The sequence below is a fragment of the Alcanivorax sp. HI0044 genome (assembly GCF_001634945.1).
In genome coordinates, this window is sequence record NZ_LWEZ01000374.1 from 1 (window position 1) to 1,358 (window position 1,358).

At 42.2% G+C, this 1,358-nt stretch carries 2 protein-coding genes; both read left to right on the forward strand.

Going from position 1 to position 1,358, the window contains the following annotated elements:
• Nucleotides 1-342, forward strand: a 342-nt coding sequence (locus A3730_RS31045) for a hypothetical protein (protein ID WP_197477292.1), incomplete at its 5' end; no start/stop codon positions are given.
• Between the two features lie 83 nt (nucleotides 343-425).
• Nucleotides 426-1,334, forward strand: coding sequence for a glycosyltransferase (locus A3730_RS04590; RefSeq protein WP_082872253.1), 909 nt, complete (start codon nucleotides 426-428; stop codon nucleotides 1,332-1,334).
• The last annotated feature ends 24 nt before the right edge of the window (nucleotides 1,335-1,358 follow it).

Below are 1,358 nucleotides of genomic sequence, written 5' to 3' on the forward strand. Positions count from 1 at the left end.
TATTTTACCAACTCCTATGCATGGAAGCTTCACAAAAATATTCTTCTTCCTCCTATTAGCAATAAGCCAATGGAATGGGGGGCACATTTGACTCGTGAGGAAATAGCAATTGCCGACTATGTCGTAGGGAAAACAGGCGAAGAACTAGGTTACAAAAAAGTATACGGTCGCCCTAATGTCCGAGTCAGAGCTGCTGCTATATTTGGAGTTGGTCTAGCCAAGGCGAACTTTTTTGCCCGCATTTTTTTAGATGCGTTGCCTTCAGATGCTCGCTCTTTTGTTGATTTTAGACTGCGACTCTATATTGAAAAGCTAATGCGCGTCTTCGATTTAAGAAGGTGAAGCCGGAGGCCGGAATCAATCAATATGGATTTTATTTTTTGCCGTTAAGTGTGTCATGTTGCAGCATAACTTATGTGAGTGCCATGAGAGAAAGACAGCAATGCCTAAATATAGAAAGGATTTCGGTTGTTGTACCGGTTTATAATGATGCTCAAGCAATCAAGGAGCTGCTTGGCCGTCTTTTTTCTGTATCAATGCCATATGAATTAGAAATTGAAGTGGTTATTGTTGATGATGGGTCCGACGATAACGTTTGGCTCGATTTGAAACAATTGAAAGGGGAGATGCCAAGTAAAAGATTGAAACTTATTCGTCTAGCTTCCAATCATGGGCAGGGTTTGGCAACCCTGTGTGGCATTGCGAATAGTCGTGGCGATTTTGTTATTACTATGGACTCTGATTTGCAGCACCCGCCTGAAGAAATTCCTGTTCTGGTTAAGCACTTAAAAGAAGGCGGGTTTGACTTGGTTTATGGTACAGGTACGAATGGACATCAATTTATGAAACGAATTGCTCGGCGGATATTGAGAATTCCTGGCGCACTTATGGGGGTGCTATATTACCAGTCCACTTCATTCAGAATGATGACCAGGCCCCTTGGCCTTCAGCTGGTTAACTCTATAACGTCGAGAATCCTGACTATCGATGATCTTTTTCCCGGGATGGTGAAAAAAGTTGGTTTTGTTTCTGTCCGCCACGAAAAGAGAAAGCACGGAGATTCTTCTTATTCTTATTTGGATGTGGCACTGTCTCTTCTTGAGGCATGGTATCTTTCAAAACGTCAGAAAGAGGTAGCCGTTAAAACAGGATTAGCCCTTTTGTTATTATCAATGATAAGTTCTCATTATGCGGTGGAACTTGTTGGAGTGAGTATAGCCCCAATTCTTTTTTTTACCGCAATCGTGATTATGGCTTGTGGCTATATGGTTGATATGAGACGCAGAGAAGCCACTCTCGATAACCAGATCAGTATTCTTGAAGTGGTGAGTTAAATGTCGGAGCCTGGATCAAAGACT